Raw genomic sequence first — 14,275 nt, forward strand, 5'->3', positions numbered from 1 at the left:
CGCGCGCACTCGCGCTCATTGTCCGGTATCGGGACTCGTGCCCCCCGACACCTCGCAGAACGGCACACGCCTTCCGCCGTCATAGGGCCGCACCAGCGAGCGTGCCAACAGCTCGGGCGCAAGCGGACGGCCCTCCGCATTGCTGACATCGGCAAGCACCCGGCCGTAATATTTGCCGCCGCCGATGTTTGAGACCATGACCGGCCTGTCGCCGATGAGCCGCTCGAGCGCGGCGCGCGCCCGCTCGGCCGCAGCCTTCTCGGCGGCGCACCGCGTGCGCATCTCGGGCGCGTCGATGCCGCGTATACGAACGCCGACCCGGATCGTGTGGCCCGGCCAGATGCGCGCCTCGGCTTCTAGCGTATCGCCGTCGATGACCCGCAGCACACGCGCCTCGACAGGCCCCGGCAGAGTTTCGGCGTGCGAGGGAGGCGCCGCAAGAGCGAAAACGAGGAAAAATGCGAACGAAGGAGCAAAATCCATATGAGGACTTTATTCCTAAAGTAGAGGGTTTGCAATCGCGATCGGCGCCAACGCCGTCAGAAATCGCTGGCCATGCCCTTCACTTCCCAGTCGCCGTAGCGGGCGGGATCGGGTCCGTTACGGCCGCCGAACTCCCTGGGAGCCTCGGCCTCGCGCCTGAGCGCTTCGACGCGGCGGGCCTGAGCCTCGGCCAGCGCGCGCTGTGCCGCGGGCGAAAGCGGTTTCGTGGCCGGCTCCGCGTCCTGCGTCGTCGGGTCGGTGGACAAGGTGTCGCTCATCGCGCGCTCGCTCGAAACATTGAATTTCCTTGCGTCTCTGCCCATCATATAGACGTTTCGCCGGCGGGGATCGACCCCGCCGGAAACCTTGGCACACCGGAGTTCTGGATGAACGTGATCCGCACAGCGATGCTTCTGGCCCTGATGACTGCGCTCTTCATGGGCGTGGGCTTCCTCATCGGCGGCGAAAGCGGAATGATGATCGCCTTCGTCATCGCGGCAGGCATGAACCTGTTCAGCTACTGGAACGCCGACAAGATGGTGCTGCGCATGCATCACGCCGTCGAGGTGGATGAGCGCAACGCGCCCGAATATTACGGCATCGTCAAGGCGCTGGCCGAGCGCGCCAACCTGCCGATGCCCAAGGTCTACCTTATCGAGAACGCCCAGCCGAACGCGTTTGCCACCGGGCGCAACCCGCAGAACGCCGCGGTCGCGGCAACGACCGGCCTGCTCCAGCGGCTGAGCAAGGAAGAGGTTGCCGGCGTGATGGCGCACGAGCTGGCGCATGTACAGAACCGCGACACGCTGACCATGACGATCACCGCCACGCTGGCCGGTGCGATCTCGATGCTCGGCAATTTCGCCTTCTTCATGGGCGGTAACCGCAACAACAACAATCCGCTGGGCATCGTCGGTGTTCTGGTCGCCATCATCGTCGCGCCGCTGGCCGCCATGATGGTGCAGATGGCCATCAGCCGTACCCGCGAATACGCCGCCGACCGGCGCGGCGCGGAGATTTGCGGCAACCCGATCTGGCTCGCCTCCGCGCTAGACAAGATCGCGCGCAGCGCCAAGGTGATCCACAATCAGGACGCCGAGCGCAATCCTGCGACCGCGCATCTCTTCATCATCAACCCGCTGTCGGGCGAGCGCATGGACAATTTGTTTTCCACCCACCCGAACACCGACAACCGCATCGCCGCCTTGCAGAAGATGGCGTCCGAGTTCGGCGGCGGGGGAGGCAGCGTGAGCGCACCGACGCAGCCCCGCAGCGAGCCCCCTGCGCGCGAGGCGAGGCCGGAAGCGGACGGCCAGGCCGGACCATGGGGAGGCGGTCGTTCGGCGCCACCCGCGCCCGCACCTGAAGAGCCCCAGCAGAACCCGTGGGGGCGCAATCCCACCGGGCCGCGGAGCCGCAGGTCGTGACGGCGGCACGCCGCCCGCCGCGCGACGCATCAAGACCCCGGCCCCAGCAAGACGACATTCCCGGCCTCGCCGCCCGCATGGCCGCGACGAAACTTCTCGCAGCGGTGATCGACGCGAAGACATCGCTCGACGGGCTGACCGATCACGACCACGGCCATCCGCAGTTTCGCGCGCTCGACATGCGCGACCGCGCGCTGGTGCGGGCCATCCTCACCACCGCGCTGCGGTTTCGCGGCACGATACAGGCGCTGATCGACGCGCGGTTGGAGCGCAAGCTGCCCGCAAACGCGCATACGCTGTCGCACGTGCTGCACGTTGCGGCCGCGCAAATGCTGTTTCTCGACGTGCCGGATTCGGCGGCCGTCGATCTCGCCGTCACGCAGGCCAAGGCCGACCCGCGTACCACCCGCTTCGCAGCGCTCGTCAATGGCGTGCTTCGCGAGATCGCGAGGCGCAAGGAGCGCGCGCTGCCCGCGGCACTCGGCCAGACGGATGACGCGCCGGAATGGTTCGTGACGCGCCTGCGCGCGGCCTATGGCGAGGCGCACGCGGCCGACATTCTGGCCGCGCACAGACTTGAAGCACCGGTCGATCTGACGGTGAAGACCGATGCAGAGGGCTGGGCGCAAAAGTTGGGCGGAACCCTGCTTCCGACAGGGAGCGTGCGGCTCGAAAAGCTCGACGGCCCGCTGACCGCGCTTACCGGTTTCGACGCTGGCGAGTGGTGGGTGCAGGATGCCGCCGCATCCATGCCCGCCCGGCTGTTCGGCGATATCGCCGGCCTTGCCGTGACGGATTTGTGCGCCGCTCCGGGCGGCAAGACGGCACAGCTCGCTCATGCAGGCGCCAAAGTCACAGCGCTCGAATTGTCGCCCAACCGCGCGAAGCGGCTGGCGACCAATCTGGAGCGGCTGGGGCTGAGTGCCGCGATCGTCACCGACGACCTCTTCGCCTACGAGCCGGCGGAGCTCTTCGACGCGGTGCTTCTGGACGCGCCGTGCTCGTCCACCGGCACCGTGCGCCGGCACCCCGACGTGCCCTGGACCAAGGGGCCGCAGGACGTAGAGAAGCTCGCGGGCCTTCAAGCGCGCATGCTGGCCCACGCGGCCACGCTGGTGAAGCCCGGCGGCCGGCTGGTGTTTTCAAACTGCTCGCTCGACCCGCTGGAGGGCGAGGATGTCTGCCGTGACTTTCTGGCCAGCCATCCCGACATGCAGGCCGATCCGATCCTGCCGGGCGAATTCGCCTTTGCCGACCCGTTCCTCAACGAACGGGGTGAACTGCGCACCACGCCCGCCGGCATGAAGCAGGCGACGCCTGCGCTTTCCGGACTGGACGGCTTCTTTGCCGCACGTTTCCGTAAACTGACATAGGCGTCGACTTCAATTTCAGCCTTCGCACAAATTCTTGAATCATCTAGACTATTCTTGACGTGCTAAACGCGGGACGGCGATTCGGAGGATGGGAAACTTGGCGGTTGCGAGGGGTAACTCCCCGCAAATATGGGCGCTTGTCGCTTCCACCATGTGGCGAAGGCTGCGTGGCCGGCTGCGCGTGGGGCCTGTTTATCGCTGGCGTTTCACCGGGCGCACGCCCGAGCGCGTGCTGATCGCCCCGCCGGACCTGAGGCTCGCCGACCCCCAGATCGCGCAGGAAATCTACCACGGGCGCTTTCCCTTCGCCGGCACCATGGTGGAGACCGAGGGCGGCTCGCCCTTCACCATGGAGGCGAGCAACCCGGCGTGGATTTCGTCCCTGCACGGCTTCCGCTGGCTGCGCCATATGCGCGCGGCCGAGACCGAGCTTGCAGCAGCCAATGCACGTGCGCTGGTCAGCGACTGGATCAGCCTGCACGGCCGCAGGATCGGGACGGTCGCGTGGGACCCCGCGATCACCGCGCGCCGCGTGATCGCATGGCTCCAGCATTCGGGCGTCGTGCTCCAGGGCGCGGAGTTTCCGTTCTATCGCGCCTTCCTGAAATCGCTGGCGATCCAGATCCGCTATCTGCGCGCGACCGCGCCCGAGATGCCCGACGGCGAGGAAAAGCTTCGGGCACGGATCGCGCTCGCCTTCGCCGCCCTGTCGCTGCCCGCCCCGCCATCCGCGCTGCGGGCGGCCTCGCGGCTCCTTTCGGCCGAGCTGGAGCATCAGATCCTGCCGGACGGGGGCCACATCTCACGCAACCCCGAGGCCGTGCTGGAGCTGCTGGCCGACCTGCTGCCTTTGCGCCAGACCTATTCGAACCAGGCCGAAGCGCCGCCGGAGGCGCTGATCGGCGCGGTGGAGCGCATGCTGCCGGCGCTGCGCTTCTTTCGCCATCAGGACGGCACGCTGGCGCGCTTCAACGGCATGGGCGCGACCAGCCACGACCGGATCGCCGCGATCCTGCATCATGACGACACGGTGGGAGCGCCGCTGCTGCACGCGCCCTATTCGGGCTACGAGCGGCTGTCGATGGGCAATGTCACGCTGATCGCCGATACGGGCCCGCCGCCGCCGCCGGAAGTGTCGCATGTGGCGCAGGCGGGGTGCCTCTCCTTCGAGCTATCGTCCGGACGAACCCATTTCGTGGTGAATTGCGGCGTCGACACCTACGGCGCGGAGGATTTCCGCCCGCTGTCGCGCGCCACCGCCGCGCATTCGACCGCGACGCTTAACGACACGTCCTCGGCCCGCTTCGCCTTGTCGCGCGGTTTCGGCAATTTGATCGGCGCACCGCTACTGGCCGGCCCGCGCGCCGTGCCGTGCAAGCGCATGGATTCGGCCGGCATCCAGTCCTTCGTCGCCCGTCACGATGGTTATCTGCCGCGCTTCGGCCTCTACCACGAACGCGAGATCGCGCTGAGCGCCGGTGGCGACATGCTGGAAGGCATCGACCGCATTTTCCGCAAGGCCGGCGAGGTGGCGAAGGCGGACGGCAACGACCGCGTCACCGTGCGTTTTCATCTTCACCCTGATGTCGGGTTGTTCGAGAACCGCCGCAACGAACTGGTTCTTGCAGCCGCCACGGGCGCCGAAAGGTGGGAGTTCTCCTGCGAGGAGATTGCCGGCGACGTCGAGGAATCGCTCTTCTTCGCGGGGCTCGGCGGCCCGCGGCGCAGCCACCAGATCGTCCTGTCGTTCCTCGCCTCCGAGCACCCGGAAATACACTGGCGCTTCCTGCGGATCTGACACCTCGTCATTTGCTTTCGAGCCCCGCTGTGCTAGGGCGCGGCATCCTTCCCGCCGCCCTATGGAGCCTGTCCGCGCATGGCCGTCGCCTCGAAGAACATTCCCGCCCCCGATCTGGTCAAAGCGCGCCGCGCGCTGCTGTCCGTCTCCGACAAGTCGGGGCTGATCGAGCTGGCGCGCGCGCTCGACGCAGCCGGCGTGGAACTGGTCTCGACGGGCGGCACAGCCAAGGCCATCGCGCAGGCGGGCATCGCGGTGAAGGACGTTTCGGACATCACCGGCTTCCCCGAAATCATGGACGGCCGCGTCAAGACGCTGCATCCCACCGTGCATGGCGGGCTGCTCGCCATCCGAGACGACGCCGAGCACAGGGAAGCGATGGAAACGCACGGGATCGGCGCGATCGACATCGCGGTCATCAACCTCTACCCGTTCGAGGAGGTAAGGGCCGGCGGCGGCGACTACGCCTCGATCGTCGAGAACATCGACATCGGCGGACCGGCCATGGTGCGGGCATCCGCCAAGAACCACGCCTATGTGGCGATCGTGACCGACCCCGCCGATTACGCCTGCCTGACCGAGACGCTGTCGCAGAACGACGGCGCGACGCCATACCGCTTTCGCCAGGAGCTTGCCGCCAAGGCCTATGCGCGCACGGCCGCCTACGACGCCGCGATCTCCGGCTGGTTCGCCGAGGCGCTGGACATCGAGGCCCCGACATGGCGCGCCTTCGGCGGCAGGCTGGAGAACGTCATGCGCTATGGCGAAAACCCGCACCAGAAGGCGGGCTTCTACGTCAACGGCGACAGGCGGCCGGGCGTCGCCACCGCGCGCCAGCTGCAGGGCAAGCAGCTATCCTACAACAACGTCAACGACACCGACGCGGCCTTCGAGCTGGTGGGCGAGTTCGATGCCGGGCGGACCGCGGCCGTCGCGATCATCAAGCATGCCAACCCCTGCGGCGTGGCCGAGGGAGCGACGCTGAAGGACGCCTATCTGAAGGCGCTGGCTTGCGACCCCGTATCTGCGTTCGGCGGCATCGTAGCGCTCAACCGCCTGCTCGATGCCGAGGCTGCGGAAGAGATCGTCAAGACGTTCACCGAGGTCATCATCGCGCCGGACGCCTCGCCGGAGGCGGCCGAAATCGTCGCCGCCAAGAAGAATCTGCGCCTGCTGGTGACGGGCGGCCTGCCGGACCCGCGCGCCGGCGGCATGATGGCGAAGTCTGTGGCCGGCGGCCTGCTCGTGCAATCGCGCGACAACGCGGTGGTCGACGATCTCGACCTCAAAGTGGTGACGAAGCGCGCGCCGACCGACGCCGAGATGGCCGACCTGCGTTTTGCCTTCCGCGTGGCCAAGCATGTGAAGTCCAACGCCATTGTTTATGCGAAGAAGCTGGCCACCGTCGGCATCGGGGCAGGCCAGATGAGCCGCGTGGACTCGTCGCGCATCGCCGCGCGCAAGGCGCTCGACGCGACCGAGGCAGGGGGCCTGACAGAATCCCTCGCCAAGGGCTCGGTGGTCGCGTCAGACGCATTCTTTCCCTTTGCCGACGGGCTTCTGGCCGCGGTGGAAGCAGGCGCCACGGCGGTTATCCAGCCGGGTGGCTCGATGCGCGACGACGGGGTCGTCAAGGCTGCCGACGAGCACGGCATCGCCATGGTCTTCACCGGGGTGCGGCACTTCAGGCATTGACGGCGATCACGCCGCCACCGTCTCCTTGTGCCGGCTTTTGACCAGCGGCAGCAGCGCCAGCCCGATGGCGAACAGAACGATGATCGGCGTGACGCCTAGGCGCTGGGCGTCTTGCGGTGAGAGACCGAACGCCTCGGATGCGAAGAACGCCGTGGCGAAAGCTATGGAGAGCGGGCCGATGAAGGTGGTGGCCTTGCCCGAAAGCGCGTAGAGGCCGAAGGCTTCCGTCACCTTCTCGCGGTCCACCTGGTCGACCAGCAGCGTGCGGGACGCAGCCTGGATCGCGCCGCCGGCCGCGCCGATGAGCGCACCGGCCGTATAGAAGACGATGTCCGGCAGGCCCGATTGCCCTGCCGCGGCCGCGACCGAAACGAACAGCACCTCCGTCTGCGTGGTCGAGATCACCAGCAGGCAGCAGAACGCCAGGATGACGATCGACCAGCTGACCACGACCTTCGGCCCGTAGCGCTGGTCGGCCCGGCCGCCGAGCCAGCCGCCGAGGGCGCCGGTGATGTTTGCCAGAATGCCGAAGATGCCGATCTGAATGATCGACCAGCCCAGCACGCCCGCAGCATAGATGCCGCCGAAAGCGTAGAGCGCGTTCAGCGCATCGCGATAGAACATGCTCGACATCAGGAAGCCGAAATAGCTACGTTCGCCGGGCAGCCTGCGAAGCGTGCGGCCGAGTTCCGAAAGGCCCTTCCTGACAGCGCCGGTGACCGATGGCTTGCGCGCTATATCCGGCGTGAACAGGAACATCGGCAGCGCGAAGACCACGTACCAGATGGCGGTGAGCGGGCCGGACGCCCGGTCGCCCTCGCGCATTGCGGGATCGAGGCCGAAGAGCGGCTCGAAGCCAAGAAGCGTGCGGCCGGTTTCCGGCGAGGCGGACAGGAAGCCCAGCACGAGGATGAGCGTGATGAGACCGCCGATATAGCCCAGTCCCCAGGCCGAACCCGAAAGCCGCCCGAGTTCGGAACGCGGGACGAGCGTTGGCATCATCGCGTTGTTGAAGACGGCCGCAAACTCCATGCCGAACACGGCGACCGCGATGGCGATGAGAACGAAGGTGATGTTGTCCATGCCGGGTACGGCAAACCACAACATCCAGCAGCCGACCACGCCGATGATGGAGAAGATGGCAATCCACGGCTTGCGAGGACCGCTGGCGTCGGCGATGGCGCCCAGCACCGGCGAGGAGAGCGCGATCAGCAACCCGCCGATGCCGGTGGCGTAGCCCCACAATTCCTGCCCGCGCGCGGCGTCCGGCGCGACGGCCGCCGCGAAATAGGGCGCGAACACGAAGGTGATGATGAGCGTGTGAAAGGGCTGCTGCGCCCAGTCGAACAGCATCCACCCCCAGATACCGCGGCGCGACGCGCGCTTTTCCTCGACCATGACCCCCTCCGCTCAACCTTGTCGATGCGCCGCCCGTCGGCCTCAGCTCAGATCGGACATCAGGCCGGATGCCACCGTCAAGCGCGAAACGGTGAGTTCCCCACCCTCCGTCAGCGCCTGTAGCCGGTCCCTGGCGCGCGCGACCTTGTCGCCGCCGGCCTCAAGCCACGCCGCCACCGGATCGGCCTGCTTGCCGTAGGCAGAAAGCGCAGCGATCGCCATGCCACGCCGCGCCTCGCTGATGGTCTCCGTTGCCCGCGAGAGCGCCAGCCCGTCATAATAGTCCGTCGGCTGGATCGAGCGTGCGGCATCCGAGATGCGGCCGATGCGGAAGGCGTCGGTAATGGCGAAGAAAGCGCGCGCGGCATCGACCAGCGCCGCCTTCGCCTCCTCGGCCACGCCTGCGATGTCCGGGATCAGTTCGGCAACCGAGAGGAAGGAAACGCGCTGTGCCAGCACTTCCGGCGCGCCCGTCTTGAACAGCTCGTGCGTGCGCTCTTCCAGCCGCTCGGCGGTGAAGGCCGGCAGCATCGTTCCGATGCGGCCCTCGAGCGCCTTGCGGGCAGCCCTCAGGCTGGAGATGCGCGCACCCAGCGGCGCTGTGTTGTCGTCATTCTTGAGGAACCACGCGGTCGCCGAATGAACCAGCCTGCCGACAGACTGGTAGAGGTCGAGCTGCACATCGCCATCGACCTTGTTGTCGAGCGCGTCGATCTCGGCATAGAGCGCGGGAAGCTCGAAGCCATCGCGCACCACGGTGTAGGCAGCCACAACTTCGGCTGCCGCGCAGCCGGTCAAATCCTGCATGCGCGTGATGAAGGACGGGCCGCCGCGATTGATCGCATCGTTTCCGAGCACGGTCGCGACGATTTCGCGGCGCAGCCGGTGCGCTTCTATCTCGGCAGCGTATTTCTTCGCCATACGGCCGGGGAAATAGGCTTTGAGATCGGTATCGAAATGCGGGTCGTCGGGCAGGCCGCTCGCGACGATATCGTCGAACAGAACGATCTTGGCGTAGGCCAGAAGCACGCCGATCTCGGCCCGCGTCAGCGGTTCGCCACGCGCCTCGCGTTCGGCAATCGCCGCGCTTCCCGGCAGCACCTCGACCGCGCGGTCGAGCAGGCCGCGCCCTTCCAGCGCCTGCATGAAGCGCTCCTGATGAGGAAGATCGGCCAGCCCGCGCCGGCGCGTGAGCGAAAGTGACAGCGTCTGCTGGTAGTTGTTGGCCAGCACCAGCGCCGCGACCTCCTCGGTCATCTCGGCCAGCAGCTTGTTGCGGGCCGGACGGGAAAGCGAGCCTTTCCGCATGGCGGACGCCAGCGCGATCTTGATGTTGACCTCGACGTCGGACGAGTTGACGCCGGCCGAGTTGTCGATCGCGTCGGAATTGCAGCGCCCTCCGGCAAGGCCGTATTCGATGCGGGCGCGCTGGGTCATGCCGAGATTGGCGCCCTCGCCCACCACCTTGGCGCCGATCTGCGAACCGGTGATGCGGATCGCGTCGTTGGCGCGGTCGCCCACTTCCGCGTTGGCCTCGCCTGCGCCGCGCACATAGGTCCCTATGCCGCCGAACCAGAGCAGGTCTACATGCGCCTTCAGGATAGCGTTCATGATCTCGGCGGGTGACGCCGTGGTCTTTTCCAGCCCGATCGCCTCGGCTGCCTGCGGCGTCAGCGTCACGGACTTGGACGAGCGCGGAATGACCATGCCGCCTTCCGACAGCAGGGACTTGTCGTAGTCCTGCCAGTTGAGCTGGGGGTTGTCGAACAGCCGCTGGCGCTCGGCAAGGGACGACGCCTCGTCCGGCGTCGGGTCTATGAAGATGTCGCGGTGGTCGAACGCCGCCACCAGCCTGATGCAGGGCGACAGCAGCATGCCGTTGCCGAACACGTCGCCCGACATGTCGCCCACGCCGACGACGGTGAAGGGCTCGGTCTGGATGTCGCGGTTCATCTCGCGGAAGTGGCGCTTGACCGCCTCCCACGCGCCGCGCGCGGTGATGCCCATCTTCTTGTGGTCGTAGCCGGCCGAGCCGCCCGACGCGAAGGCGTCGTCGAGCCAGAAGCCGTGATCCTGGCTGATGGCATTTGCGGTGTCGGAGAAGGTCGCCGTTCCCTTGTCGGCCGCGACCACGAAATAGGGGTCGTCCACGTCACGCCGGATGACGCCTGCGGGGGGGACGACCTTGTCGCCGTCCAGATTGTCGGTGATCGACAGCATGGAGGAGATGAAGTTGATGTAGGCCTTGCGACCGGCCTCGAAAATCTCGCTGCGGCTGCCGCCGGCCGGAAGCAGGCGCGGATAGAAGCCGCCCTTTGCACCCACCGGCACGATCACCGCGTTCTTGACCTGCTGGGCCTTGACGAGGCCGAGCACCTCGGTGCGGTAGTCCTGCGCGCGATCCGACCAGCGCAGACCGCCGCGCGCCACCGCGCCGAAGCGAAGGTGAACGCCTTCGACCTCCGGCCCGTAGACGAAAATCTCTCGCCACGGACGCGGTTCAGGCAGGCCGGTGACGGCGCGCGAATCGAGCTTGATCGCCAGCGAACGGGGTTTGTCGGTCTCGACAGCGTAGTAGTTGGTGCGCAACGAGGAATCGATCAGGTTCTGGTAGCGGCGCAGGATCGTGTCGTCGTCGAGATTGGGAACCTCGTCCAGCGCGTCCTTGATGGCCGCCTTGAGATGCGTGGCCGTGACCTCGCCTTCCTTGCGCGCGGCCGGATCGAAGCGCGCGGCGAAAAGCTGGAACAGGGCGCGGGCGATGTCGGGGTAGCGGTTGAGAACGGCAGCGATGAAATCCTGGCTCTGCGGAATGCCCGCCTGCTGGAGATAGCGGCCGTAAGCGCGAAGAAGCTGGATCTGGCGCGCGCCGAGACCTGCCGTCTGCACGAGTGCTGCGTAGCCGTCATTGTCGGTCTCGCCGCGCCATGCCGACAGGAAAACCTCTTCCAGCAGAGCGCCGCCGTCTGACAGGTCGATCGGCTGGCCAAAGCCGTTCACCAGCTCCATGTCGTGGACGAACACGGCACCGGCGCCTTCCTCGCCCTCGATCTCGAAGGTGCGTTCGCTGATGACGCGGAAGCCCATGTTTTCAAGCAGCGGCACACGGCGCGACAGCGCAACGGGCTGACCGTGATGATAGATCTTCAGCGCCGCGCCGGACGGGTCGTGGTCCTGCAAATGATAGAAGTCGATGGCGATCGGATTGTCGGCGCTGATCCCGGCGATGTGCCCGGCATCGCGCAGCGCGGTCTCCGGCGTGAACGAGTTGCGGTAGCTCTGTGGCAGGCGCTGGGCGACAGCCACCAGCGCGGGAGCTGCCTGCGCGTCGGATGCGGCCTCGCGCAGCGCGTCGTCCCATGTGCGAACGATGGAGCGCAGGCCCGCCTCCAGTGCGGCCGTCTCGACGCGCGGCGTCTTGCCATCGGAACGGCCGATGATGAAGTGGACGCGCGCGAGGCTGCCCTCCGGAAACGCCGGATAGTAGGCCGACAGGCGACCATCGAACACAGTTTTCAGGAAGGCGCCGATGCGCTCGCGCACGTTGGAATCGTAACGGTCGCGCGGCACGAAGACGATGACCGAGACGAAACGGTCGAACTGGTCTACGCGAAACAGCACGCGCACGCGCGGGCGCTCGCCCAGCGCCAGAATGGCTTCGGCGTGCTTTCGCAGGATCGGCACGCTGATCTGGAATAGCTCGTCGCGCGGATAGGATTCCAGCACGTTGATGAGCGCCTTGCCGGAATGGTCGTTCGGGTCGAAGCCCGACTTGGCGATCACCGCATTGGCCTTGGAACGCAGATACGGGATCTTCATCACCGAGCGCGTGTAGGCGGTGGAGGTGAACAGGCCGACGATGCGCAGCTCGCCTGTCAGCCGGCCCTTGGCGTCGAAGGTCTTGACGCCGACATAGTCGAGATAGATGCGCCGGTGCACCACCGACTTGGCATTGGCCTTGGTGACGATCAGCGGGTCGGGACCGTGCAGGAAAGCGCGGATTTCGGGCGTCGTCGTCACCGGCTCGGTACCACGTCGCAACACCTTCACGTCCGGATCGGAGAGGATGCCGAGCCCGGCCTTGCGCGTGCGCTCCAGCGTGCCGCTCTGCTCGCCGCCGGTATATTTGAACTCGCGCATGCCAAGGAAGGTGAAGTTGTCGTCGCGCAGCCATTCGAGGAATGCGATGGCTTCGGTGACCTCGCCCTTGTCGAGCTGGATCGGTGCGAAGCGGAAATCGTGGATCGCCTCGTCCAGCCGCGCCAGCATCGGCTTCCAGTCGGCCACCGCGGCGCGCACCTGCGCCACCACGTGGCTGAGCCGTGCCTTCAGGGCCTTGGCAGCCTCCGGACCGAGCCGGCCGACATGGACATGGATGAGGCTGACGCGGTCGGCCTGTGGATCGGATTTGCCGGCGGAGCCGTCGCCGAAGAGTTCCGCCACGCCCGTCTTGTCGTGCTTGACGAGAATGACGGGGTGCAGGACCAGCGACGCCTCGCCCGCGCTGTCGGCGATCTCGCCGGTGATCGAATCGAACAGGAACGGCATGTTGTCGTTTACGACGGTGATGGCCGTGACCGGCCGCCCGTGCAGCACCAGCGCCGGGTCTTCGTCGATGGCGATGACGCTGTCGCCGCGCTTGTGGCTCTTCAGCGCCGCATGGGCGAACTGGACCGCCTTGTTGAACGACGACGCCTCGTAGTCGGCTATGTCTTCGGCAGGCGCGCGCGCTTTGAGGAAGGCTGCAAGCTTTTCCACCTCCGCCGCGTTCGATTTGCCGGCGGTTGGCTTCTTCTTGGCCGCAGCCATGGCGATTCCCTCTCCAATTTCCGTCTTTTGCTCTATCGTAGCAGACAAAAGCCTTTTGGCGACCGGCGAAACCGCCGAAACGGGCGCAATATGCAGGGAACTGATGAAAGGGAGATGAAGCGATGGGCGAACGGGTGACGGCACTGGATCTGGCGCCATCGGACGAGCTTTCCGATGCGACGAAGGCCTATTTCGCCAAGTGCGAAGAGAAGCTCGGCCTCGTCCCGAACGTGCTTCTGGCCTACGCCTTCGACGAGAAGAAGCTGCGCGCCTTCACCGACATGTACAACGATCTGATGCTGGGCGATTCGGGATTGACCAAGCTCGAGCGCGAGATGATCGCGGTGGCCGTGTCGGCGGTGAACCACTGCTACTATTGCCTGACCGCACATGGCGCTGCCGTGCGCCAGCTGTCTGGCGACCCGGCGCTGGGCGAACAGATGGCGATGAACTACCGCGCCGCCGACCTGAGCGCGAAGCAGAAGGCGATGCTGGACTTCGCCGTCAAGCTGACGGAACGGCCAGACACGATCGAGGAGAAGGACAGGCAGGGCCTTCGCGATGCCGGCTTCACCGATCGCGACATCTGGGACATCGCCTCGACGGCGGCCTTCTTCAACATGTCAAACCGGGTTGCCGCAGCCGTCGATATGCGCCCCAACCCCGAATATCACGCGATGGCGCGGTAGCGCCTCGCAATGTTGATTTGCATGTTTCAGAGGACGCTAAAATAATTCTCCCGCTTTGCGTGGGCGGAGGCGAGGAGAAGATCATGACGAAGTTTCTGTACGTCTATCACGGCTCCGGCAAGATCCCTGCGACCGAGGCTGAGCGCCACGAGATGATGAAGGCCTGGGACGCGTGGTTCGCGAGCCTCGGAGCGGACGTTCTCGACACCGGAAACCCGGTCGGCATGTCGAAGACAGTGATGCCCGGCGGCAAGGTCGAGAACAATGGCGGCGTAAATCCGACCGGTGGCTATTCCATCATCGAGGCGAAGGATATCGACGACGCTGCGAGGAAGGCCAAATCCTGCCCGATCCTGGCGGCAGGCAACGCGAATATCGAGATTGCACCCATTCTCGACATGAGGACGATGACCGCCGGCTGAGCGCAGACGGCACACGGGGCCGGCGCCACGCCCCGGCTTGGCCGGTCTGGCTGTTGACCCCGCGAGACAAGCGGAGGGAGGCGGTGCACGCCCTGCCGGGTCAGATCGGCAGCGCTGCTTTGGTAATAAACGATGCCCGACGGGCGCACACCGCCGACGCTGCTTGCCCCGCTACCGATCC

10 protein-coding genes are annotated in these 14,275 nt (G+C 66.4%); 6 read left to right on the forward strand and 4 right to left on the reverse strand.

The window, feature by feature from the left end; translation table 11 throughout:
• Positions 1 to 15 precede the first annotated feature (15 nt).
• Both FY036_RS06285 and FY036_RS06290 read right to left on the reverse strand, forming a co-directional pair.
• Positions 16 to 483: a thermonuclease family protein gene (locus tag FY036_RS06285; protein WP_148913858.1), complete on the reverse strand. Its 468-nt coding sequence runs from the start codon at positions 481 to 483 to the stop codon at positions 16 to 18.
• Between the two features lie 56 nt (positions 484 to 539).
• Positions 540 to 809 (reverse strand): DUF1674 domain-containing protein, encoded by a 270-nt coding sequence (locus FY036_RS06290; RefSeq protein WP_201744701.1) that lies wholly within the window; start codon positions 807 to 809, stop codon positions 540 to 542.
• A 60-nt stretch (positions 810 to 869) separates the two neighbouring features.
• Between FY036_RS06290 and htpX the strand changes: the two genes are divergently transcribed.
• The 4 genes from htpX to purH all read left to right on the forward strand — a co-directional run bounded on the left by htpX (position 870) and on the right by purH (position 6,776).
• Positions 870 to 1,910 carry a zinc metalloprotease HtpX gene (htpX, locus tag FY036_RS06295; protein ID WP_148913860.1) on the forward strand — a complete coding sequence of 347 codons (1,041 nt, stop codon included), beginning with the start codon at positions 870 to 872 and terminating at the stop codon, positions 1,908 to 1,910.
• Positions 1,907 to 3,283 (forward strand): RsmB/NOP family class I SAM-dependent RNA methyltransferase, encoded by a 1,377-nt coding sequence (locus FY036_RS06300; protein ID WP_407941130.1) that lies wholly within the window; start codon positions 1,907 to 1,909, stop codon positions 3,281 to 3,283. The genes htpX and FY036_RS06300 overlap by 4 nt, the downstream gene beginning before the upstream one ends.
• A gap of 88 nt (positions 3,284 to 3,371) precedes the next feature.
• Positions 3,372 to 5,081 carry a heparinase II/III family protein gene (locus FY036_RS06305; RefSeq protein ID WP_148913861.1) on the forward strand — a complete coding sequence of 570 codons (1,710 nt, stop codon included), beginning with the start codon at positions 3,372 to 3,374 and terminating at the stop codon, positions 5,079 to 5,081.
• 78 nt (positions 5,082 to 5,159) lie between these two features.
• Positions 5,160 to 6,776: a bifunctional phosphoribosylaminoimidazolecarboxamide formyltransferase/IMP cyclohydrolase gene (gene purH / locus FY036_RS06310; protein WP_148913862.1), complete on the forward strand. Its 1,617-nt coding sequence runs from the start codon at positions 5,160 to 5,162 to the stop codon at positions 6,774 to 6,776.
• A gap of 6 nt (positions 6,777 to 6,782) precedes the next feature.
• Here purH and FY036_RS06315 read toward each other — a convergent pair whose 3' ends face one another.
• Together FY036_RS06315 and FY036_RS06320 are read right to left on the reverse strand one after the other, a co-directional pair.
• Positions 6,783 to 8,174: an MFS transporter gene (locus FY036_RS06315; protein ID WP_148913863.1), complete on the reverse strand. Its 1,392-nt coding sequence runs from the start codon at positions 8,172 to 8,174 to the stop codon at positions 6,783 to 6,785.
• Positions 8,175 to 8,216: 42 nt separating this feature from the next.
• Positions 8,217 to 12,983 (reverse strand): NAD-glutamate dehydrogenase, encoded by a 4,767-nt coding sequence (locus FY036_RS06320; protein ID WP_148913864.1) that lies wholly within the window; start codon positions 12,981 to 12,983, stop codon positions 8,217 to 8,219.
• Positions 12,984 to 13,105: 122 nt separating this feature from the next.
• On the opposite strand from FY036_RS06320, the gene FY036_RS06325 reads away from it, so the two are divergent.
• Entirely contained in the window at positions 13,106 to 13,672 is a 567-nt protein-coding gene (locus FY036_RS06325) for a peroxidase-related enzyme (protein WP_148913865.1), read from the forward strand.
• 83 nt (positions 13,673 to 13,755) lie between these two features.
• A complete protein-coding gene (locus tag FY036_RS06330; RefSeq protein ID WP_148913866.1) occupies positions 13,756 to 14,094 on the forward strand; it encodes a YciI family protein in 339 nt (112 codons plus the stop codon).
• Positions 14,095 to 14,275: the final 181 nt, after the last annotated feature.

The organism is Neoaquamicrobium microcysteis, assembly GCF_008180155.1.
Lineage (GTDB): Bacteria > Pseudomonadota > Alphaproteobacteria > Rhizobiales > Rhizobiaceae > Aerobium > Aerobium microcysteis.